This window comes from Streptomyces lasalocidi (assembly GCF_005280215.1).
GTDB classification, from domain to species: domain Bacteria; phylum Actinomycetota; class Actinomycetes; order Streptomycetales; family Streptomycetaceae; genus Streptomyces; species Streptomyces longwoodensis.
The window spans coordinates 4,286,487-4,307,320 of sequence record NZ_SZNQ01000001.1 but is presented as its reverse complement, the minus strand read 5'-3'; the positions used below and the strand labels follow the sequence as shown (position 1 = coordinate 4,307,320).

Sequence of the window (20,834 nt, the reverse complement as noted above, 5' to 3'; positions counted from 1 at the left end):
TCATTCCCCCCGTCGATGGCGTGCCGAATTCGGCGAGAATCAAGATCGTTTCAACCGAGCCGCCCGCTGAGCCACTGCAGGGCCGCCGGGATCTCCCGCCGCCAGGTGTTGAAGTTGTGCCCGCCGCTGTCCAAGACGATCGACGAGATCCGGGTCTTCCCGGTGGCCTTGACCTCGTCGATGAACTTCAGCGTCGCCTTGTAGTTGGATTCCCCGACCTTGCTGGTCGTGACGAGCAACGAGGTGTCCGCGGCGGGCCGGTGCGTCACGAACCAGCGCAGGTCCGCCTCGTTGCGCAGCTTCACGTCGCCGCGGAAGAGGTCGCCCGTGGTCGGGTCGAGGGGCGCCTTGTAGTACGCCGACAGGCCGACGCCCGCCGCGTAGGTGCCCGGGTGGTGCAGGGCCAGCTTCAGCGCGCAGTAGCCGCCCGTGGAGTCGCCGATGACGCCCCAGCCGGCCGGCGTGCGGCCCACCCGGTAGTGCGCGCGCATCGCCTCGGGCAGGTCCTTGGCGAAGAAGGTCTCCGTCTGCGGCCCGCCCGGGACGTCCACGCACTCGGTGTCGCGCGGCGGCGCCACCGTCGGCCGCATCATCACCAGGATCATCGGCTGCGTCCGGCCGTCCTTGGCGAGGTCCCGCGCGGTGCGCGGGTAGTGCAGCTTCTCGAACAGCGCCTCCGCCGTGCCCGGGTACCCCGTCAGGACGACCGCGGCGGGGAACACGCGCGTGCGGTACTGCGGCTGGAAGTACTCCGGCGGCAGGTACACGTACGCGGGCGTGGCGATGTGCGACGTACGGCCGGTCAGCGCCACCTTCTGGATCTGCCCGCCCTGTTGCGGCCGGCCACCGCCCGGCCCGTCGACCCGGCGGGTGCCCAGCACCTCCAGCGGACCGCCCGAGCCGCCGGTGTGGTCGACCACCACGCCCTGGTCGGTCTCCCGGCCGAACAGGTCGGCCCAGCTCGCGTAGAAGCCGAAGGCCTGGTTCGCGGCCAGGCCGACGGAGGCGAACAGCATCAGCTGGGTGCCCAGCAGCAGTCCGACCCGCCCGCCGACGGCCCGCCAGCCGCGCCGCGCCAGCCGCGGCCACAGCCAGACCGTACCGACGAAGAGCGTGGCGGCGCACACCACCGCCACCAGCAGAACCGTTGTGCTCGTGAGACCCATGGGGGTTCCCGCACCTGCGCTTTCCGTCCGTGCACCCGCGAAGTCGGGCACGCTTGCCCCGGACTTTCCGTGGGCTTTGGAGTGGCTTTGAGGAGACGAGTGAACCTCTCTCCCCGAGACACCGTCCTAGAGGGCGCAATGTCGCCGGATGCCCGATCGGCTCCGGAATCCAGGTCCCTCGCGAACACTGTGGGAAGCGATGTCTGTCAGGCTAGATGGGGAAATGTCGGGCGGGGTTCCGCGCCGATCAAGCCGGGTGCGGAGCATGCTCCGGGGTCCGCGCCCCGAATCCGTTCCCGTGCTCGTCGGCAGGGCCTGCGCGCTCGTGGGCCTGCTGGACGTCGCCGCCGGTGTCTTCCCGCGGTTCCGGCACAGCCGCATGCACACCCTCGCCGAGGTGCTGCCCGGGGCGTTCGGACCGTTCGCCGCCGCGCTCTCGCTCAGCGCGGGAATGCTCCTGCTGCTGCTCGCGCACGGGCTCAAGCGGGGCAAGCGGCGGGCGTGGCGCGCGGCCGTGGCGCTGCTGCCCGCGGGCGCCATCGCCCAGTTCTCCTACCGCCACTCGCTGCTGGGCGCGCTGCTCTCCGCGGCGCTGCTGGTGCCGCTGCTGCGCCACCGTGACCAGTTCGCGGCGCTGCCCGACCCGCGCAGCCGCTGGCGCGCGCTCGCCAACTTCGTCCTCATGGGCGCCGGTTCCCTCGTCCTCGGGCTGGTCATCGTCAGCGTCCACCCGAACCGCGTGGTCGGCGACCCGAGCCTCGCCGACCGCCTGACGCACGTCCTGTACGGCCTGTTCGGCTTCGAGGGCCCCGTCGACTACCAGGGCGACACCTCCTGGACGGTCGCCTTCTCCCTGGGCGCGCTGGGCCTGCTCACCGCCATCACCACCATCTACCTCGCCTTCCGGCCCGAGCACCCGGCCGCGCAGCTCACCGAGGAGGACGAGGCGCGCCTGCGGGCCCTGCTGGACAAGCACGGCCGGCGCGACTCCCTCGGCCACTTCGCGCTGCGCCGCGACAAGGCCGTCGTCTTCTCCCCCAGCGGCAAGGCCGCCGTGACGTACCGCGTCGTCTCCGGCGTGATGCTCGCCAGCGGCGACCCCATCGGCGACGTCGAGGCCTGGCCGGGCGCCATTGAGCGGTTCATGGACGAGGCCCGGGCGCACTCCTGGACGCCCGCCGTCATGGGCTGCTCGGAGACGGGCGGCGAGGTGTGGACCCGTGAGACCGGTCTCGACGCCCTCGAACTGGGCGACGAGGCGGTGGTGGACGTCGCGGATTTCTCGCTCGCCGGCCGCGCGATGCGCAACGTGCGCCAGATGGTCAAGCGCATCGAGCGCGCCGGTTACGAAACCCGGGTACGACGTGTCCGTGACCTCGGCGAGGCGGAGCTGGAGCGCATCCGGCAGGCCGCCGAGGACTGGCGCGGCACCGACACCGAGCGCGGTTTCTCCATGGCGCTGGGCCGCATCGGCGACCTGGCCGACGGCGACTGCCTCATCGCCACCGCCCACAAGTCCGACCCGGAGCCCGGCCCCTACGGCGACCTGAAGGCGATCCTGCACTTCGTGCCCTGGGGCACCGACGGCGCCTCGCTGGACCTGATGCGCCGCGACCGCGCCGCCGACCCGGGCATGAACGAACTGCTGATCGTGGCCGCCCTCCAGGCCGCGCCCAGGTTCGGCATCACGCGCGTGTCGCTGAACTTCGCCATGTTCCGCTCGGCCCTGGCCCGCGGCGAGAAGATCGGCGCCGGCCCGGTGCTGCGCGCCTGGCGGGGACTGCTCGTCTTCCTCTCGCGCTGGTTCCAGATCGAGTCGCTGTACAAGTTCAACGCCAAGTTCCAGCCGCGCTGGGAGCCCCGCTTCGTCGTCTACCGCGCCTCCGCCGACCTGCCCCGCATCGGCTTCGCCGCCATGCAGGCGGAGGGCTTCGTCACGCTGGCCCTGCCGCTGCCGCGCTTCCTGCGCCGGCACCGGCCCGCCCCGCGCCCGTGCACCCACGCCCTCACCGAGCCCGACGCACGCGCCGCGTGACCTCCACGGGGACCACCCCCCGACCGGTCCGGGCGGAGGCCTCGCCCCCCTCCAGCCCTGAGGCCCCCGCCCGGACCACCCACCCCGCACCATGCGTGCGTGCCGCACAGCGTGTCGTGCCCTGGGCCTAGGCTGAACGTATGAGCAAGCAGAGCGGACGCGGGCGGGTCGCCGGTCTTCCCGAGTGGGACCGGTGCGCGGTCATGGGCGTCGTCAACGTCACGCCCGACTCCTTCTCCGACGGCGGCCGCTGGTTCGACACCACGGCCGCCGTCAAGCACGGCCTGACCCTGGTCGACGAGGGCGCCGACCTCGTCGACGTCGGCGGCGAGTCCACCCGCCCCGGCGCCACGCGCGTGGACGAGGCCGAGGAGCTGCGCCGCGTCATCCCCGTCGTCCGCGGGCTGGCCTCCGAGGGCGTCGTCGTGTCCGTCGACACCATGCGCGCCTCGGTCGCCGAGCAGGCCCTCGCCGCCGGCGCCGCCCTCGTCAACGACGTCAGCGGCGGCCTCGCCGACCCCGCGATGGTCCCCGTCGTCGCCGACGCCGGAGCCCCCTTCGTCGTCATGCACTGGCGCGGCTTCCTGGAGGGCGGCGCCGTCCGCGGCGTCTACGACGACGTCGTCTCCGAGGTGGTCGACGAGCTCCACGCGCGCGTGGAGGCCGTCCTCGCCGGGGGCATCGCCCCGGACCGGATCGTCGTCGACCCCGGCCTCGGCTTCTCCAAGGAGGCCGGGCACGACCTGACCCTGCTCGCCCACCTCGACCGCCTGCGCGCCCTCGGCCACCCGCTGCTGGTGGCCGCCTCCCGCAAGCGGTTCCTCGGCCGGGTGCTCGCCGGCCCCGAGGGCGCGCCACCGCCCGCGCGGGAGCGGGACGCGGCCACCGCGGCCGTCTCCGCCCTCGCCGCGCACGCCGGCGCCTGGGCCGTCCGCGTCCACGAGGTGCACGCCACGGCCGACGCCGTACGGGTCGCGCGCGCCCTGGAGGGCGCCCGGCACGCAGGAGACGCCCGGCACGCAGGAGACGCCCGGTGACCGCCCCGCACACGGACGTCGAGCGGGTCGAGGCCGCCAACGCCGCCTTCTACGAGGCACTGGAGCGCGGCGACTTCGAACAGGTGTCCTCGCTCTGGCTCACCCCGGCCGACCTGGGCGTCGACGAGACGTACCACGACCCGGCCGACACCGGCGTGGTCTCCTGCGTGCATCCGGGCTGGCCGGTCCTCACCGGCCGGGGCGAGGTGCTGCGGTCGTACGCGCTGATCATGGCGAACACCGACTACATCCAGTTCTTCCTCACCGACGTGCACGTCTCGGTCACCGGCGACACCGCCGTGGTGACCTGCACCGAGAACATCCTCAGCGGCGGACCCGCCCCGGACGACGGCGAGGAGCTGGGCCCGCTCGTCGGGCAGCTGGTCGTCGCGACGAACGTGTTCCGCCGCACGCCCGACGGCTGGAAGCTGTGGTCGCACCACGCCTCGCCGGTTCTGGCCGAAAACGACGAGGACGACGACGAGGAGACGCCCTCCTGAGGGGTAGACGGTCCACGGGGCGTGGTGGGAATCACCCGCCGGCGGCAGGTGCGGCCACCGACCGGTGAGCCACCGGGGTTCCCCAGGGGGAACGCCCGGGGGAACCGGCCGGATCCGACACCCGCGGGCGCCCCCGCGGCCCGCCGCTGTCGGTGGCCGCAGGTAGATTCGTCCGAGGCCGGCGTGCCGCCCGCACGCGGCAGCGACCGGCCGTCCCCGACGATTGCAGGAGTGATTCGCGTGGATCGTGTCGCGCTGCGCGGCCTGAAGGCCCGCGGGCACCACGGCGTGTTCCCCAAGGAGCGCGAGGAGGGCCAGACCTTCCTCGTGGACCTCGTGCTGGGACTGGACACCCGGCCGGCCGCGGCCGACGACGACCTGGCGAAGACCGTGCACTACGGCATCGTGGCGGAGGAGGTCGCGGCCGTCGTCGAGGGCGAGCCGGTCAACCTCATCGAGACGCTCGCCGAGCGCATCGCCGAGACGTGCCTGAAGCACGAGCAGGTTCAGGAGGTCGAGGTCCGCGTCCACAAACCGGACGCACCGATCACCGTCCCGTTCGACGACGTGACCGTCACCATCATCCGGAGCCGAGCATGACCGCGTCCTTCACGCAGGGTCCGACGGACCCGACCGTCCAGCCGGTGCCGGCCTCTGTCGTCGAGCAGGTCGACGCCGCCGACACCACGCTGCACAACCCGCAGCGGGCCGTGGTCTCCCTCGGCTCCAACCTGGGCAACCGCCTGGAGACCCTCCAGGGCGCCATCGACGCCCTGGAGGACACCCCCGGCGTCCGCGTGAAGGCCGTCTCCCCCGTGTACGAGACCGAGCCCTGGGGCGTCGAGCCGGGCAGCCAGCCGTCGTACTTCAACGCCGTGGTGCTGCTGAAGACCACCCTGCCCCCGGCGTCCCTCCTCGAGCGGGCCCACGCCGTCGAGGAGGCCTTCCACCGGGTCCGCGAGGAGCGCTGGGGCGCCCGCACCCTGGACGTCGACATCGTGGCGTACGCCGAGGTCGTTTCCGACGACCCGCACCTGACGCTCCCTCACCCGCGCGCCCACGAACGGGCCTTCGTGCTCGCCCCCTGGCACGACCTGGAGCCCGGCGCCCGGCTGCCCGGCCGCGGTCCGGTGGCCGACCTCCTCGGCACCGTCACCCGCGACGGCGTCGCGCCCCGCGCCGACCTGGAACTCCGGCTGCCCGAGTAGTCGTTAAGGTCGAGGACACCACACGTACGCCGGGCCCGGTCGGGGGAGCTGAAGGATCACCGTGAGAGAGCTGCGCATCAGGTTGCTGGCCGGCGTCTTCGTCGTGGCCGGTGTCCTGTCCTGGGCGGGCGCCCGCCTCTGGAACTCGCTCGGGACCCTCCCCAGCGTCCCCCTGGCCGCGCCCATCGTGCTGGCCCTCATCGCGGTGGTCCTGCTCGCCACGGCGCTCTCGCTGCGGGCCCGGCTGCGCGCCCAGCGCGAGCGCCGCCCCGAGGCCAAGGGCGTCGACCCGCTGATGGCGGCCCGCGCGGTCGTCTTCGGCCAGGCCAGCGCCCTGGTCGCGGCCCTGGTCGCCGGCATGTACGGCGGCACGGGCGTGGTCCTGCTGGAGTCCCTGGACATCCCCGCCCGCCGCGATCAGGCCATCTACGCCGGCTTCTCGGTCCTCGCGGGCATCGGCGTCATAGCGGCCGGGATCTTCCTGGAACGCGTCTGCAGGCTCCCCGAGGACGACGACCACGACAAGGGCGCCACGTCGACCGCCTGAAGCCGTCCGAGCGGTCTCAGCCGGTCTGCGCCGGTGTGAAAAGCGGTCGGCGCCCGCCGCGTGGAGCGGGGGCGCCGACCGGCTCACGTCCGGGTCATGAGCGGCGCGTCAGCGCGCCATGATGAGGCTCATCGCCTCGTTGCGGGTGGCGGCGTCCCGCAGTTGCCCGCGCACCGCCGAGGTGAGGGTCTTCGCGCCGGGCTTGCGGATGCCCCGCATCGACATGCACATGTGCTCGCACTCGATGACGACGATGACGCCGCGCGGCTCCAGGATCTCCATCAGGGAGTCCGCGATCTGCGTGGTGAGACGTTCCTGCACCTGGGGGCGCCGGGCGTAGACGTCGACCAGCCGGGCCAGCTTGGACAGTCCTGTGATCTTCCCGCTGGTGGACGGGATGTAGCCGACGTGGGCGACCCCCCGGAACGGGACCAGGTGGTGCTCGCAGGTGGAGAACACCTCGATGTCCTTCACCAGGACCATCTCGTCGTGGCCGAGGTCGAAGGTCGTCGTCAGGACGTCCTCGGGCTTCTGCCACAGACCCGCGAAGATCTCCCGGTAGGCCCGTGCCACCCGCGCCGGCGTCTCCTTGAGGCCCTCGCGGTCCGGGTCCTCGCCGACCGCCAGCAGGAGCTCGCGCACGGCGTTCTCGGCGCGCTTCTCGTCGAACTCGCCGCGGGCGCCGCCGCTGTCGCCGTCCAGCGTGACGGGGTCGGTCATCTTCGTGCCTCGTTCCTCTGCGGGTCACACGTGTGGGTCACGCGCTGCGGGGGCGGTCGTCCGGGCGGTCATACGAAAGGCCGCGCCCCCCAGGCTAGAACCTGGGGGGCGCGGCATCCATTCCGGGCCTGGTCAGCTCTCCGGGCGGTCCTCCGGAGCGGGCTCCGCCACCGGGGCGGACTCCGTCGCCGTGGACTTGACCGTGGAGATCGCGGGCGTCGCGCCGTTGGCGCCGTTCGTCAGGGCGAGCTCCTTGGGGGAGAGCACCGGCGGACGGGTGGACGGCGTGCGCCGCGAGGAGCCGGTCCAGGCCGGCCGCGCCGGCCGCTTGACGATGGTGGCGAAGATCTCGGCGATCTCCTCCTTGCCCAGCGTCTCCTTCTCCAGCAGCTTCAGGACGAGGTTGTCGAGGACGTCGCGGTTCTCGACCAGGATCTCCCAGGCCTCGTTGTGCGCGTTCTCGATGAGCTTCTTGACTTCCTCGTCCACCAGCGCGGCGACCTCTTCCGAGTAGTCGCGCTGGTGAGCCATCTCACGCCCGAGGAACGGCTCGGTGTTGTCGCCACCGAACTTGATGGCGCCCAGCCGCTCGGTCATGCCGTACTGGGTGACCATGGCACGGGCCGTGGCCGTGGCCTTCTCGATGTCGTTCGCCGCGCCCGTGGTCGGGTCGTGGAAGACCAGTTCCTCCGCCGCGCGGCCACCGAGCATGTAGGCCAGCTGGTCCAGCATCTCGTTGCGCGTGGTGGAGTACTTGTCCTCGTCCGGCAGGACCATCGTGTAGCCCAGGGCACGGCCGCGGGACAGGATGGTGATCTTGTGGACCGGGTCGGAGTTCGGTGAGGCCGCCGCGACCAGGGCGTGTCCGCCCTCGTGGTACGCGGTGATCTTCTTCTCCTTGTCCGACATGATCCGGGTCCGCTTCTGCGGGCCCGCCACCACACGGTCGATCGCCTCGTCCAGCATGGAGTTGTCGATCAGCTTCTTGTCGCTGCGGGCCGTCAGCAGGGCCGCCTCGTTCAGCACGTTCGACAGGTCCGCACCGGTGAAGCCGGGCGTACGGCGCGCGACCGCGGCGAGGTCGACGTCGGGCGCGACCGGCTTGCCCTTCTGGTGGACCTTGAGGATCTCCAGTCGGCCCTGGAGGTCCGGCGGGTCGACCGCGATCTGGCGGTCGAAGCGGCCGGGCCGCAGCAGCGCCGGGTCGAGGATGTCGGGCCGGTTCGTCGCGGCGATGAGGATCACGCCGCCCTTGACGTCGAAGCCGTCCATCTCGACGAGGAGCTGGTTCAAGGTCTGCTCGCGCTCGTCGTGGCCGCCGCCCAGGCCGGCGCCGCGGTGGCGGCCGACCGCGTCGATCTCGTCGACGAAGACGATCGCCGGGGCGTTCGCCTTGGCCTGCTCGAACAGGTCACGGACCCGGGAGGCACCGACACCGACGAACATCTCGACGAAGTCGGAACCGGAGATCGAGTAGAACGGCACCCCGGCCTCGCCGGCCACGGCGCGCGCGAGGAGCGTCTTGCCGGTGCCGGGACGGCCGTAGAGCAGCACGCCCTTGGGGATCTTGGCGCCGACGGCCTGGAACTTCGCCGGCTCCTGCAGGAACTCCTTGATCTCCTGGAGCTCCTCGACGGCCTCGTCACAGCCCGCGACGTCCGAGAAGGTCGTCTTGGGGGTGTCCTTGGTGATGAGCTTGGCCTTCGACTTGCCGAAGTTCATCACGCGGCTGCCGCCGCCCTGCATCTGATTCATCAGGAACAGGAAGACGACCACGATGAGGACGAAGGGGAGCAGGGAGAGCAGGATCCCGACGAACGGGTTCTGCTTGGACGGCGACACGGTGTAGCCGTCGGTGATCTGCTTGTCCTGGTACTTGGTCTGCAGCGTGTTGGCAATGGTCACGCCCTGGTCGCCGATGTAGCTCGCCTGGATCTTCGAGCTGCCCTCGACCTTCTCGCCGTCCTTGAGCGTGACCTTGATGATCTGCTCGTCACCGGTGGTGAGCTTGGCCGACTCGACCCTGTTGTCGTTGATCGCTGCGACGACCTGGCCGGTGTCCACCGTCTTGTAGCCGCCGGACGAGCCGACGACCTGCATCAACACGACCACGGCAAGGACGGCCAGCACGATCCACATGACCGGCCCACGGAAGTATCGCTTCACGTCCATCCATACGGAGCGGTGCCGCCCCGTCCCTCCTGCCATAGTGAGTTTGATAAGACAGTTCTTCTGACGGTACCCCAGCATCGTGGGCCGAAGCCGCACCGGAGAGCCGGGAGGCCGTCCGCATGGTCCAACGGCGGGGGACCCGCTGGGGTTCCCGGTCGTCGTGCCGAACCGGCCCGTCCGGCCCAGTGACCGGACGGGAAGGGGACTCAGCCGCCGTAGACGTGGGGCGCGAGCGTCCCGACGAACGGCAGGTTGCGGTACTTCTCCGCGTAGTCGAGCCCGTACCCGACGACGAACTCGTTCGGGATGTCGAAGCCGACCCACTCCACGTCGATGGCGACCTTCGCGGCGTCCGGCTTGCGCAGCAGGGTGCAGATCTTCAGCGACTCCGGCTCGCGCGAGCCGAGGTTGTTGATCAGCCAGGACAGCGTCAGCCCGGAGTCGATGATGTCCTCGACGATCAGGACGTGCTTGCCCTTGATGTCGGTGTCGAGGTCCTTCAGGATCCGCACGACGCCTGACGACTGGGTGCCCGCGCCGTACGAGGACACGGCCATCCAGTCCATGGTGACGGGGGTGGACAGCGCCCGGGCGAGGTCGGCCATGACCATCACCGCGCCCTTCAGGACGCCGACGATGAGCAGGTCCTTGCCCGCGTACTCCGCGTCGATCTTCGCGGCCAGCTCGGCCAGCTTCGCGTCGATCTCTTCTTTGGTGATGAGCACCTGCTGGAGGTCGGCACCCATGTCTTTCGCGTCCACCCGCATCACTTTCGGTCGTCCCACCGGCTGTCGCGCTCCGCCGCAGGGGGTCGGATTCAGCCTTGCCGAATCACCAGTCTGCCACCCTGGCGCTGGGCGACGACCCGGCCGGGGAGGTTGATGGCCCCCTGGCCGCGCCAGCCGGTGATCAGCCGGTCGACTTCCTCGATGTGGCGGGCGAACAGGGAACCGGCGGGAGCGCCGGCCTCGATCGCGGCCCGGCGCAGGATCCGGCGGCGCACGGCGGGCGGCAGGGCGTAGAGCTTGGCGCACTCCAGCAGGCCCGTGGCGTCCCGTACGGCGGCCTCGGCCTGGCGGGCCCAGGTGTCGAGGGCGTCGGCGTCGTCGCGGGAGAGCTGGGCCGTCCGGGCGAGGGCCTCCACGACGCCCTTGCCGAGCGCCTTCTCCAGGGCGGGCAGGCCCTCGTGCCGCAGCCGGGACCGGGTGTACGCGGGGTCGGCGTTGTGCGGGTCGTCCCAGACGGGCAGCGACTGGGCCATGCAGGCCTTGCGGGCGGTCTGCCGGTCGAGGTGGAGGAAGGGGCGCCGGTAACGGCCGCCGGCCCCCGAGACCGCGGCCATGCCCGACAGGGAGCGGATGCCGGAGCCGCGGGCGAGACCGAGCAGGACGGTCTCGGCCTGGTCGTCCCGGGTGTGGCCGAGGAGGACCGCGGCGGCGCCGTGGCGCCGGGCGGCGGCGTCCAGGGCGGCGTAGCGGGCGTCGCGCGCGGCGGCCTCGGGGCCGCCCTCGCGGCCGACGGTCACGGCGGTCGACTCGACGGGGTCGAGGCCGAGTTCGCGCAGGCGCTGAACGACCTCGGCGGCGCGCTGGTCGGACCCGGTCTGCAAGCCGTGGTCGACGGTGACGCCGCCCGCGCGGATGCCGAGCCGGGGCGCCTCGAAGGCGAGGGCGGAGGCGAGGGCCATGGAGTCGGCGCCGCCGGAGCATGCCACGAGCACGAGCGGCGACGGCGGGCGCTCGTGCGGGGGGTGCGCGGCTGCCGGGACGAACGGCGCCGGGGATCCGGCGGCCGCCGCGGTCGGCACCGGGCGCTGCGCGGAGGTCTGTTCGGTCAGGATGTCGTGGAGGACGCGGCGGACCGCCAGGCGTATCGCCGCGACCGCAGGATGGGGACCCATGTCCGGTTCCCTTCATGAAGTTTTCGGGGGGTGAGCCCGAAGTCCGGTCACGCAGAGTGTGTAGATGGTGACAGAACCGGGGCGCTCCCCGAGCATTGCACGCCTGCGGGAGCCTCACGGTCCCTCGGACGGGTGATTGGAGGGGCGTTCGTCTGCCGTCGGCCGATTCCTTTCACGTCCCTCCACGTCCCTTTCACGTCCTGGCCCGTCCCCTCCCGCCCGGCGGGTGGGATCAGGACCCGGCGGGGCGGTGCACGCGCGTGATCCAGTCCGCCGGCTGGGAGATCTCCGCCTTGGTGGGGAGCGTGTTGGGGCTGGTCCAGACGCGGTTGAAGCCGTCCATGCCGACCTCGTCGACGACGGCCCGCACGAAGCGCTCGCCGTCGCGGTACTGGCGGAGCTTGGCGTCCAGGCCGAGCAGCTTGCGCAGGGCGGTGTCCAGGCGGGAGGCGCCCTTGGCGCGGCGCTGCTGGAACTTCTCGCGGATCTCGGCGACGCTCGGCACGACGGCGGGCCCGACGCCGTCCATCACGAAGTCGGCGTGGCCCTCCAGGAGGGACATCACCGCGGTGAGGCGGCCGAGGATCTCGCGCTGCGCCGGGGACTGCACGAGCTCGACGAGGGACCGGCCGCCGTCGTCCTCCTCCGCCTCGGGGCGCCCGCCGGCCAGCGACTGGGCCGCCTCACGGATCCGCTCCAGGAAGGTCATGGGGTCGACGTCGGTCTCCGCCAAGAACGACTGGATTTCGCCCTCCAGGTGGTCGCGCAGCCAGGGCACGGCGGAGAACTGGGTGCGGTGCGTCTCCTCGTGCAGGCACACCCACAGGCGGAAGTCGTGGACGTCGACGTCGAGTTCGCGCTCCACGTGGACGATGTTGGGGGCGACCAGCAGCAGGCGGCCGCCGCCGCTCCCGCCGGCCGGGAGGTCGCGGGTGGCCGGGGCGAAGGTCTCGTACTGGCCGAGGACGCGGGAGGACAGGAACGACAGCAGCATGCCCAGTTCGACGCCGGTGACCTTGCCGCCGACGACGCCGAGGACCGCGCCGCCGGCGCTGTTGCCGCGACGTTCCTGCATCTTCTCCAGCAGGGGCTTGAGGATCTCCCGGAAGCCGGCGACGTTCGCCCTGACCCAGCCGGGGCGGTCGACGACCAGGACCGGGGTGTCGTGGGTCTCCTCGGTGCCCATCCGGGTGAAGCCCCGGACGTGCTCCTCCGAGGCCTTGGCGTGACGGCGCAGCTCGGCGACGACGGCTCTGGCCTCGTCGCGGCTCACCTCGGGGCCCGGCCTCACGAGCCGGGTCGCGGTCGCGACCGCGAGATTCCAGTCGACCATCTCGGCACCACCGATGCTCGTCATGCGTCAACCGTACGTGAGCCCTCCCCCTTGGGGCAGGGCACGGAGCGGCCGGGGTGACGGCTCAACGGCCGTGGTTGCTCCCACCTGAGGGGCGCGGGGAACTGCGCGACCGGCCCCCACCGCCCCGCACTCCGACGACAACCCCGGCCCACCCCACGGCCCCCCCCGCCCAGCCGCAGCAGCTCAGCCGCAGCCGCACCCCGCCAGCGCCGTAGCCACCCGGTCCAGCGCCGCCTGCACCGGCGCCGCCTCCGGGCTGTCCGGGTCCGCCGTGAGGAAGGCGAAGGCCAGCAGGCGCCCGTCCTGGTCCACGACCATGCCGGAGAGCGTGTTGACGCCGGACAGCGTGCCGGTCTTGGCGCGCACCACGCCCGCCGCACCGCCGACCGGGCCGTCCACGAAGCGCGTGGACAGCGTGCCCGTGAACCTGGCGACCGGCAGCCCGGTGAGGGCGGGGCGCAGGCCGGGCCGGGTCGGGTCGGCCGCCTTGGTGAGCAGGGCGGTGAGCAGCCGCGCCGTCAGCTTGTCGGTGCGGTCCAGCCCGCTGCCGTCATGGAAGACGGCCCCCGCCGTCGGCAGTCCGAGCTTCTTCAGCTGGGCCCCGATCGCCGTGCCGCCGCCCGCGAAGTCCGCGCGCACGCCGGTCGCGAGGGCGGTCTGGCGGGCCAGGGCCTCGGCGATGTCGTTGTCGCTGTAGGTCAGCATCCGCTCGACCAGCGCGGACAGCGGCGGGGAGGACACCGTCGCGAGGGTCTCGGCGCGGGTCGACGCCTTGGAGGGACCGGGGGGCGAGGTGGTGATGCCGGCCGCGTTGAGGAACGCGGCGAACTCGTTCGTGGCCTGTGCCGCCGGGTCGGGGTAGCGCTGTACGGGGCCGCTGGTGGAGTCGTCGGTGCGGGCCTCGTCCGCCGCGAGGGCGGTGACGCGGGCGAGGTTGCCGTTCTCTCCGATGGGGTGACGACCGGACCCGGCGAACAGGGTGGTGTCGTACGACAGCGTGACCCGCTCGATGCCGCGCTTCTTCAGCGCCGCCGCGGTCGAGCCGGCCAGGGTGCGCAGGCTCGCCCAGCCGTCGGCGCGGGGGCGGGCGGTGAGGGTGGGGTCGCCGCCGCCGACCAGGACGAGTTCGCCGGTGTCGGGTTCGAAGGCGGTGCGCGTGGTGAGGCGGTGGTCGGGGCCCATCGCGGACAGCGCGGCGACGGCGGTGGCGATCTTCGTGGTCGAGGCGGGCGTCAGGGCCTGGTCGGCGCCGGAGCCGTAGAGCAGGCGTCCGGTGGCCACGTCGACGACGGCGGCGGTGTGCACGGGGCCGAGCGCCGGGTCGCCGAGGAGGGGGCCGAGGACCGTGGCGAGGGCGGCCGGGTCCGGGGCGGCGGCCTGCGGCGCGGACTTCACGGTGTTGCCGGTGGCGCCGCCATAGCCGCCGAGGCCGGCGAGGACGGCGGCGGCGCTGGGCGCGGGGCCCGGTACGGCGTCCCCGGGGTGCGTGGGGCCGTACGCGGGTCCGTGATCTGCGCCACCCGTGCGGTCGAGGGCGACGGCGTGGTCCCGCTCGGCCGTACGCTGACCGCTGGAGTCCCAGGGGCCGGCGGCGGTGACCACACCGGCGGCCAGTGCCAGCCCGACGGTCGTCGCACCCGCGGTGTAGCGCCAGTTCGGGCCGGGCTTCGGGCGTGTGCCGCGCAGGTGCCCAACCCGCGCCTTCGTGGCCTGCACCAGCCGTGCGACCTGCGGCTGGACGGCCCGCGCGACCCGGTTCCCCCGGGGGCCGGCGGCCTCCGTGTCCCGCGGTGCGCCGGACGGCGTGGCCCGCGCGGAGACGTTCCGCCGCAGTCGTGCGAGCGGCGGCGCCAGGGTCGCGGCGACCCGGGCCAGACGGGGGCGTAGGGCGGCGGCGACCCGTGCCGCGTGCGGTCCCGCGGCCCGCCAAGGCCTCAGTTCTGGCACGACCACCAGCCCCTTTCGCGATCACACACCTGCGTGAGGGACACTTAATCACCCGAAGTATGTGTTGATCATGGAGGAGCCACCGGTGGAGTTCGACGTCACGATCGAGATTCCGAAGGGTTCGCGGAACAAGTACGAGGTGGACCACGAGACCGGTCGGATCCGCCTGGACCGTCGACTCTTCACCTCGACCGCCTACCCGACCGACTACGGCTTCGTCGAGAACACCCTCGGCGAGGACGGTGACCCGCTGGACGCGCTGGTCATCCTGGACGAGCCCACCTTCCCGGGCTGCCTGATCCGCTGCCGCGCGATCGGCATGTTCCGGATGACCGACGAGGCCGGCGGCGACGACAAGCTGCTGTGCGTCCCGTCGACGGACCCGCGCGTGGAGCACCTGCGCGACATCCACCACGTGTCGGAGTTCGACCGTCTGGAGATCCAGCACTTCTTCGAGGTCTACAAGGACCTCGAGCCCGGCAAGTCCGTCGAGGGCGCCAACTGGGTCGGCCGCACGGACGCCGAGACGGAGATCGAGCGGTCGTACAAGCGCTTCAAGGAGCAGGGCGGCCACTGAGCCCTGCGTCTTCTGAGCCCTGAGTCCTGAGCTCTGGGCCCGGCACATGAAGGGGTCGCACGCGTGCGCGTGCGGCCCTTTTGTGTGTCGGATGGATCTCCGTGCGCATACTGAGGGATACGGAATGTGTCGTTCAGGGAGCGTTGCTCAGTGACGGAGGCGGAGGACCGCAAGCCGCAGTCGGACGAGGCGAGGAGTGGCTACGACGGCGAGTCGACGTCGGAGATCACCTCGGAGTTCGCCCTCCCCGAGGGGCTGGCCGTCCACAGAACCGGCGGTGAGGCGGAGACCACGTCGGAGTTCGCCGTCCCGCGGGGGCTGGACGCACCGCAGGTGACCTCGGCCGAGCCGGAGGGGTCGGCGTTCAGCCGGCCGAGCACGTACGACGCGCGCAGTGCTCCGGCCGCGTTCACGCCGCCCACCGGGATGCCGACGGTCAGCCTCGCCAAGGACGTGCCCTGGCAGGACCGGATGCGGGCGATGCTGCGCATGCCGGTGACCGAGCGGCCCGCGCCGGAGCACCGGCCAAAGGCGGAGGACGAGGGGCCGGCCGTTCCGCGCGTGCTGGACCTGACCCTGCGCATCGGCGAGCTGCTGCTCGCCGGCGGGGAGGGCGCGGAGGACGTCGAGGCGGCGATGTTCGCGGTGTGCCGCAGCTACGGCCTGGACCGCTGCGAGCCGACCGTCACCTTCACGCTGCTGTCGATCTCCTACCAGCCGTCGCTGGTGGAGGACCCGGTGACGGCTTCGCGCACGGTGCGCCGCCGGGGCAGTGACTACACGCGGCTGGCGGCCGTGTTCCGGCTCGTGGACGACCTGAGCGACCCGGAGACCCACCTGTCGCTGGAGGACGCCTACCGGCGCCTCGCGGAGATCCGCCGCAACCGGCACCCGTACCCCACCTGGGTGCTCACCTCGGCCAGCGGGCTGCTCGCGGGAGCGGCCTCGGTGCTGGTCGGCGGCGGGGTGCTGGTGTTCCTGGCGGCGGCGGTCGGCGCCATGCTCGGCGACCGGCTGGCCTGGCTGTGCGCGGGGCGCGGGCTGCCGGAGTTCTACCAGTTCCTGGTGGCCGCGATGCCGCCCGCGGCGATCGGGGTGGCGCTGACGCTCGCGCACGTCGACGTGGCCGCGTCCGGGGTGATCACCGGTGGGCTGTTCGCGCTGCTGCCGGGGCGGGCGCTCGTGGCGGGCGTGCAGGACGGGCTGACCGGCTTCTACATCACCGCGGCCGCGCGCCTGCTGGAGGTCATGTACTTCTTCGTCGGCATCGTCGTCGGGGTGCTGGTGGTGCTTTACGTCGGCGTGAGCCTGGGCGCCCACCTCAACCCCGACGCGGCGCTGGTGGGCGCGCATCGGCCGGTGGTGCAGATCGTCGCGTCCATGGTGCTGTCGCTGACCTTCGCGGTGCTGCTCCAGCAGGAGCGGTCCACGGTGCTCGCGGTGACCCTCAACGGCGGTGTCGCCTGGGTCGTCTACGGCGCGATGCGCTACGCGGGCGAGATCTCACCGGTGGCCTCCACGGCGGCCGCGGCGGGCCTGGTGGGCCTGTTCGGGCAGTTGCTCTCCCGCTACCGGTTCGCGTCGGCGCTGCCGTACACGACGGCGGCGATCGGGCCGCTGCTGCCGGGCTCCGCCACGTACTTCGGGCTGCTGGCCATCGCCCAGAACGAGGTGGACCGCGGGCTGGTGTCGCTGACCAAGGCGGCGGCACTGGCCATGGCCATCGCGATCGGCGTCAACCTCGGGTCGGAGATCTCCCGGCTGTTCCTGCGCGTCTCGGTGGAGAAGCGCAGGGCGGCGAAGCGGACCCGCGGCTTCTGAGCCGGGCGGCTGTCGCGCCGCCGCCCGGGTCGGTCAGTAGCCGCCCTGGTCGTACGGGCCGTTGCTCTGCCGGCGGTACTGGCCGTTGTCCTGCTGCTGGTACGAGCCGTCGTCCTGCTGCGGGTACGGGCCGTCGTGGCGCTGCTGGTACCGGCCGTCGTCCTGCTGCGGGTAGCCGCCCTGCTGGGCGCCGTAGGGCTGCTGCTGGGGCTGCTGCTGGGACTGCTGGTGCTGCTGCTGGTGCTGGGGGTACTGCCGACCGTAGTACTCGTTCTGGTCGTAACCCTGCTGGTAGCCCTGGTCGTTGCCGTACGGCGCCTGCTGGTGCTGGGGCTGCGGCTCGTACTGCTGCGGGTACGGCTGCTGGTGCTCCTGGGCCTGCTGCGGGTGCCGGGGCTCCGGCTCTATGCGGCGGAGCTGGGTCGTGGCGTCGTCCATCATCTGGGGCTGGTGCTGAGGCTGGTACTGGTGCTGTCGGGCCTCGGGCTCCTCGGAGGCCTGCGCCGCCGCACGCTTCTTCTTGCCGCGCTCGCGCAGGTACTCGATGAGGATCGGGACGACCGACACCAGGACGATGAGGACGAGGATGGCCTCGACGTTGCTCTTGATGACCCCGATCTGGCCCAGCCAGTAGCCCGCGAGGGTGACGCCGGTGCCCCACGCGACGCCGCCGATGACGTTGTACACGAGGAACGTGCGGTACTTCATCCGGCCGGCGCCCGCCACGATCGGGGCGAAGGTGCGCACGATGGGGACGAAGCGGGCCAGCACGATCGCCTTGGGGCCGAACTTCTCCATGAACTCGTGGGCCTTGTCCAGGTTCTCCTGCTTGAAGAGCTTGGAGTTGGGCCGGCCGAAGAGCTTGGGACCGAGGAACTTCCCGATCATGTAGCCCACTTGGTCGCCGAGGACGGCGGCCAGCACGATCAGCGTGCACACCAGCCACAGGGGCTGGCTGATGAAGTTGCCCTCCGCCACGAACAGACCGGCCGTGAACAGCAGGGAGTCGCCGGGCAGGAAGGCGAACAGCCCGGACTCCGCGAAGACGATGAGCAGGATGCCGGGCAGGCTGAACGTCTCGATCAGGTAGTCCGGGCTGAGCCACTCGGGGCCGAGCGCAAGCGTGGTCACGGGTCTGTGGCTCCTGCGGGTGGGGGTGCGGGCGGGGGCTGGCTGCCTCAACGTATCAACGCAGCCGACCGGGCCCAGGTTCCATGGGCTCCCTCAGGATGCACTGTGGGCGGCCCGGCACAAAGCTGTGTCCATGAGCATCGAGGACCACGGCGGTGGGCAGGACCCCCGCCCCGACGTACTGGTCGTCACGACGAACGACGTGCCCGGGCACCGGGTGCAGCAGGTCATCGGTGAGGTCTTCGGACTGACCGTGCGCTCGCGGCACCTGGGCAGCCAGATCGGCGCCGGCCTGAAGTCCATGGTCGGCGGCGAACTCAGGGGACTGACGAAGACCCTCGTGGCCACCCGCAACCAGGCGATGGAGCGGCTCGTCGAGCAGGCACGCGCGCGGGGCGCCAACGCGGTGCTGGCCTTCCGCTTCGACGTGACCGAGGCGGCCGACGTCGGCACGGAGGTGTGCGCGTACGGCACGGCGGTGATCGTCTCCCCGGAGTGATCCCGGGTGACCCTCAGCCGCCGTGCCGGGCCGCGTTCGCCCGGATCGCCTCGCGCAGGTGCTCGGCCAGGCCGGGCCGCATCCCGTCGTAGAACGCCTTGAAGCGCTCGTCGGCGACGTACAGGTCGGCGAGGTCGCGGTGCGCGGCGTACGAGCAGGGGTAGAACCAGCCGTCGATGTGCAGCCGGTGCTCCTCCGCGAGGTCCATCGCGGCCTCGCCGGCCGGCGCCTCCCCCGCGGCCATCAGGGCGGCGTAGCGCTCGCTCCAGTCGGCCACCTCGGCCTTCATCCGCTGCCAGTCCCCCTTGGTGTAGGACGCGGCGCGGCGCTGCGACTCGGCGTAGGTCGCCGTGCCGCCCCAGCGGCGCTCGGCCTCCTCGGCGTACTGCTCGGGGTCCTTGTCGCCGAAGACCTCGAACCTCTCCTCGGGCGTGAGGTTGATACCCATCGTGCGTGCCTCCATGGCGTGCTCCACGGCCTCGGCCATCTTCCGCAGCTTCTCGATCCGGGCGGTCAGCAGCTCGTGCTGGCGGCGCAGGTGCTCCCGCGGGTCCGCGTCCGGGTCGTCGAGCAGGGCCGCGACCTCGTCGAGCGGGAAGCCGAGCTCCCGGTAGAACAGGATCTGCTGGAGCCGGTCGAGGTCCGCGTCGCCGTAGCGCCGGTGGCCGGCGTGGCTGCGCTCGCTCGGCGCCAGCAGGCCGATGGCGTCGTAGTGGTGCAGGGTCCGCACCGTGACCCCGGCGAAGCCGGCCACCTGTCCGACGGAGTAGCTCACTTCCGCTCCTTTCCTGGTACGCGCTCCACAGTGGGTCCTCACGCCGCGTGAGGTGCAAGCGGCTTTCCCCGGCGGCCTTCGCGGCGCCCCTCCCCCGGTGGCCGCACCCCGGAGGTTGGGTCCCTTTTGTCTGCTTATCGTGATCGCGTGGCCCAGGACTCCGCGCAGCAGGCGCCCTCCACCGCTCCGGCGGCCCCCGCGCGCGTGCTGCTGCGGTCGCTGCTGCCCGCCCTGGTGGTGGGCGTGACGGCGAGCCTGATCTTCATCGGGGTGAGCGCGGCGGCCGAACAGCTCCAGCACGTGCTGTGGACGGACCTGCCGGACGCCCTGGGCGTGGGCCGCTACTCGGTGCTGTGGATGTCGGTGATGCTCGTCGCGACGGGCGTGGCGGTGGGCCTGGTGGTGTGGCGCATACCGGGACACGCGGGTCCCGATCCGGCGACCACCGGCCTCGACGCGCCCGTGCTGCCGCCCGTCGTCCTGCCCGGCCTGCTGCTCGCGACCGCCCTGATGCTGGCCGGCGGTCCGAGCCTCGGTCCGGAGAACCCGATCATCGCGGTGAACGTGGGCCTGGCGGTGTGGCTGGGCACGCGGGTGCTCCCCCACGCCCCGACCGGGCTGTGGGGCGCGCTGGCGGAGGCGGCGACGATCGGTGCGCTGTTCGGCACGCCGGTCGCGGCGGCGCTGGTCATCTCCGAGGCGCTGGCGGGCCGCCAGGTGCAGGGGCTGCTGTGGGACAACCTGTTCGCGCCGCTGGCCGCCGCCGCGGCCGGCGCGATCACCACGACGCTGGTGGCACACCCGAGCTTCGACCTGCACCTGCCGCCGCTCGGCCGCCCCGACTGGGCCGATCTGCTCGCCGCCCTCGTGGTCGCCTCGGCCGGCGCGCTGCTCGGCCTGTGCGCGGTGTACCTCTTCCCGTACGTCCACGGCGCCTTCCGGCGGCTGCGGCACCCGATGCTGGCGCTCCCGGCCGGCGGAGCCGTCCTGGCCCTGCTGGCGGCCGTGGGCGGGCACCTGACGCTCTTCAAGGGGCTGGACCAGATCGGGGAGCTGGCGCGCGACCCGGAGGGCTGGTCGGCGGGCGGCTTCGCGACCATGGCGGTGGTGAAGCTGGCGGCGATGCTCGTCGCCGCGTCCTGCGGCTTCCGCGGCGGGCGCATCTTCCCGTCCGTGTTCGTCGGCACCGCCCTCGGCCTGTGCGCGCACGCGCTCGTGCCGGCGGTGCATCCGGCGCTCGGGGTGGCGACGGCCGTGCTGGGCGTGCTGCTCGCGGTCACCCGGCAGGGCTGGGTGAGCCTGTTCACCGCCGCGGTGCTGGTCTCCTCGCCGACCGTGCTCGCCCTGCTGTGCATCGCCTCGCTGCCGGCCTGGCTGCTCGTGACGGGACGCCCGCAGATGCAGTTGCGGCCCGACGGGACCCCGGTGCGCTGACCACCGTG

19 protein-coding genes are annotated in these 20,834 nt (G+C 72.4%); 10 read left to right on the top strand and 9 right to left on the bottom strand.

Annotation, left to right across the window (positions count from 1 at the left end):
- Positions 1-50 precede the first annotated feature (50 nt).
- Positions 51-1,166 (bottom strand): alpha/beta hydrolase, encoded by a 1,116-nt coding sequence (locus E4U91_RS19390; RefSeq protein ID WP_137308033.1) that lies wholly within the window; start codon positions 1,164-1,166, stop codon positions 51-53.
- Between the two features lie 223 nt (positions 1,167-1,389).
- On the opposite strand from E4U91_RS19390, the gene E4U91_RS19385 reads away from it, so the two are divergent.
- The 6 genes from E4U91_RS19385 to E4U91_RS19360 all read left to right on the top strand — a co-directional run bounded on the left by E4U91_RS19385 (position 1,390) and on the right by E4U91_RS19360 (position 6,493).
- Positions 1,390-3,201, top strand: coding sequence for a phosphatidylglycerol lysyltransferase domain-containing protein (locus tag E4U91_RS19385; RefSeq protein WP_137308032.1), 1,812 nt, complete (start codon positions 1,390-1,392; stop codon positions 3,199-3,201).
- A gap of 140 nt (positions 3,202-3,341) precedes the next feature.
- Complete coding sequence (folP, locus tag E4U91_RS19380) at positions 3,342-4,238, top strand: dihydropteroate synthase (protein ID WP_137308031.1); 897 nt, start codon at positions 3,342-3,344, stop codon at positions 4,236-4,238.
- A complete protein-coding gene (locus E4U91_RS19375) occupies positions 4,235-4,738 on the top strand; it encodes a nuclear transport factor 2 family protein (protein ID WP_137308030.1) in 504 nt (167 codons plus the stop codon). The genes folP and E4U91_RS19375 overlap by 4 nt, the downstream gene beginning before the upstream one ends.
- A 240-nt stretch (positions 4,739-4,978) precedes the next feature.
- A complete protein-coding gene (folB, locus tag E4U91_RS19370; RefSeq protein ID WP_137308029.1) occupies positions 4,979-5,338 on the top strand; it encodes a dihydroneopterin aldolase in 360 nt (119 codons plus the stop codon).
- A complete protein-coding gene (gene folK, locus E4U91_RS19365; RefSeq protein ID WP_137308028.1) occupies positions 5,335-5,946 on the top strand; it encodes a 2-amino-4-hydroxy-6-hydroxymethyldihydropteridine diphosphokinase in 612 nt (203 codons plus the stop codon). The genes folB and folK overlap by 4 nt, the downstream gene beginning before the upstream one ends.
- Before the next feature lie 61 nt (positions 5,947-6,007).
- Positions 6,008-6,493 carry a DUF3180 domain-containing protein gene (locus E4U91_RS19360; RefSeq protein WP_137308027.1) on the top strand — a complete coding sequence of 162 codons (486 nt, stop codon included), beginning with the start codon at positions 6,008-6,010 and terminating at the stop codon, positions 6,491-6,493.
- Between the two features lie 108 nt (positions 6,494-6,601).
- On the opposite strand, the gene folE is transcribed toward E4U91_RS19360, so the two are convergent.
- The 6 genes from folE to dacB form a co-directional block, all read right to left on the bottom strand.
- Complete coding sequence (gene folE, locus E4U91_RS19355; protein ID WP_137308026.1) at positions 6,602-7,213, bottom strand: GTP cyclohydrolase I FolE; 612 nt, start codon at positions 7,211-7,213, stop codon at positions 6,602-6,604.
- A gap of 132 nt (positions 7,214-7,345) precedes the next feature.
- On the bottom strand, positions 7,346-9,385 hold the full coding sequence (gene ftsH / locus E4U91_RS19350; protein WP_137308025.1) for an ATP-dependent zinc metalloprotease FtsH: 2,040 nt from the start codon (positions 9,383-9,385) through the stop codon (positions 7,346-7,348).
- A gap of 206 nt (positions 9,386-9,591) precedes the next feature.
- On the bottom strand, positions 9,592-10,152 hold the full coding sequence (hpt, locus tag E4U91_RS19345) for a hypoxanthine phosphoribosyltransferase (RefSeq protein WP_058924027.1): 561 nt from the start codon (positions 10,150-10,152) through the stop codon (positions 9,592-9,594).
- Positions 10,153-10,202: 50 nt separating this feature from the next.
- On the bottom strand, positions 10,203-11,285 hold the full coding sequence (tilS, locus tag E4U91_RS19340; RefSeq protein WP_137308024.1) for a tRNA lysidine(34) synthetase TilS: 1,083 nt from the start codon (positions 11,283-11,285) through the stop codon (positions 10,203-10,205).
- 232 nt (positions 11,286-11,517) lie between these two features.
- On the bottom strand, positions 11,518-12,642 hold the full coding sequence (locus tag E4U91_RS19335) for a zinc-dependent metalloprotease (RefSeq protein WP_137308023.1): 1,125 nt from the start codon (positions 12,640-12,642) through the stop codon (positions 11,518-11,520).
- 183 nt (positions 12,643-12,825) lie between these two features.
- On the bottom strand, positions 12,826-14,595 hold the full coding sequence (gene dacB / locus E4U91_RS19330) for a D-alanyl-D-alanine carboxypeptidase/D-alanyl-D-alanine endopeptidase (protein WP_137308022.1): 1,770 nt from the start codon (positions 14,593-14,595) through the stop codon (positions 12,826-12,828).
- A gap of 79 nt (positions 14,596-14,674) precedes the next feature.
- Here dacB and E4U91_RS19325 point away from each other — a divergent pair, with 79 nt between their 5' ends.
- A complete protein-coding gene (locus tag E4U91_RS19325; protein WP_067240787.1) occupies positions 14,675-15,166 on the top strand; it encodes an inorganic diphosphatase in 492 nt (163 codons plus the stop codon).
- A gap of 150 nt (positions 15,167-15,316) precedes the next feature.
- A complete protein-coding gene (locus E4U91_RS19320; RefSeq protein ID WP_137308021.1) occupies positions 15,317-16,987 on the top strand; it encodes a threonine/serine exporter family protein in 1,671 nt (556 codons plus the stop codon).
- A gap of 33 nt (positions 16,988-17,020) precedes the next feature.
- Here the strand turns inward: E4U91_RS19320 and E4U91_RS19315 are convergent, their stop codons facing one another.
- Positions 17,021-18,118, bottom strand: coding sequence for a DedA family protein (locus E4U91_RS19315; protein WP_137308020.1), 1,098 nt, complete (start codon positions 18,116-18,118; stop codon positions 17,021-17,023).
- A gap of 133 nt (positions 18,119-18,251) precedes the next feature.
- Here E4U91_RS19315 and E4U91_RS19310 point away from each other — a divergent pair, with 133 nt between their 5' ends.
- Positions 18,252-18,617, top strand: coding sequence for a YbjQ family protein (locus E4U91_RS19310; protein ID WP_137308019.1), 366 nt, complete (start codon positions 18,252-18,254; stop codon positions 18,615-18,617).
- 13 nt (positions 18,618-18,630) lie between these two features.
- On the opposite strand, the gene E4U91_RS19305 is transcribed toward E4U91_RS19310, so the two are convergent.
- Positions 18,631-19,392 carry a MerR family transcriptional regulator gene (locus E4U91_RS19305; protein WP_137308018.1) on the bottom strand — a complete coding sequence of 254 codons (762 nt, stop codon included), beginning with the start codon at positions 19,390-19,392 and terminating at the stop codon, positions 18,631-18,633.
- Positions 19,393-19,539: 147 nt separating this feature from the next.
- Between E4U91_RS19305 and E4U91_RS19300 the strand changes: the two genes are divergently transcribed.
- Positions 19,540-20,826, top strand: a complete 1,287-nt coding sequence (locus tag E4U91_RS19300; protein ID WP_137308017.1) for an ion channel protein — start codon at positions 19,540-19,542, stop codon at positions 20,824-20,826.
- Positions 20,827-20,834 lie beyond the last annotated feature (8 nt).